Annotated in this window: 1 protein-coding gene and 1 tRNA gene; both read left to right on the top strand. The window is 40.2% G+C overall.

Annotation, left to right across the window (positions count from 1 at the left end):
- Positions 1-28 precede the first annotated feature (28 nt).
- Positions 29-100, top strand: a tRNA-Gln gene (locus GMD5S_RS0210105).
- A 162-nt stretch (positions 101-262) separates the two neighbouring features.
- A partial coding sequence (locus GMD5S_RS0210100) for a S1 RNA-binding domain-containing protein (RefSeq protein WP_016893904.1) occupies positions 263-829 on the top strand: 567 nt, incomplete at its 3' end.

Genomic DNA, 829 nt, shown 5'->3' with positions numbered 1-829 from the left:
TTCGAATCCCTCTCTCTCCATTCATCAATGGGGTATAGCCAAGCGGTAAGGCAAGGGACTTTGACTCCCTCATGCGTTGGTTCGAATCCAGCTACCCCAGTTCTTAGGTAATAAATTCAAGATAAAAAGAAAAATATCTTAGGGTATTTTATTTTTATAATTGAAAGACGTGAACGATATGAACATGTCTTTGCGGGTGCTTAGGAAAAAAATTATAAGTATGTCAAGTTTGAAAAAACTTGATTGTTGGAGGATTTTTTAGATGAATGAATTTGAAGATTTGCTAAATAGCGTTAGCCAAGTTGAGCCTGGTGATGTTGTTAGTGCTGAAGTATTGACAGTTGATGCGACTCAAGCTAACGTTGCAATCTCTGGGACTGGTGTTGAAGGTGTCTTGACTCTTCGCGAATTGACAAACGATCGCGATGCAGATATCAATGACTTTGTGAAAGTAGGAGAAGTATTGGATGTTCTTGTACTTCGTCAAGTAGTTGGTAAAGATACTGATACAGTTACATACCTTGTATCTAAAAAACGCCTTGAAGCTCGCAAAGCATGGGACAAACTTGTAGGACGCGAAGAAGAAGTTGTTACTGTTAAAGGAACTCGTGCCGTTAAAGGTGGACTTTCAGTAGAATTTGAAGGTGTTCGTGGATTTATCCCAGCTTCAATGTTGGATACTCGTTTCGTACGTAACACTGAGCGTTTCGTAGGTCAAGAATTTGATGCTAAAATCAAGGAAGTTGATCCTAAAGAGAACCGCTTCATCCTTTCACGTCGTGAAGTTGTTGAAGCAGCTACTGCAGCAGCTCGTGCTGAAGTATTCGGT

The sequence above is a fragment of the Streptococcus sp. GMD5S genome (genome assembly GCF_000298715.2).
Classification (GTDB): Bacteria; Bacillota; Bacilli; order Lactobacillales; family Streptococcaceae; genus Streptococcus.
The sequence above is the reverse complement of the archived record's forward strand: the minus strand, read 5'-3'. Positions and strand labels throughout refer to the sequence as shown.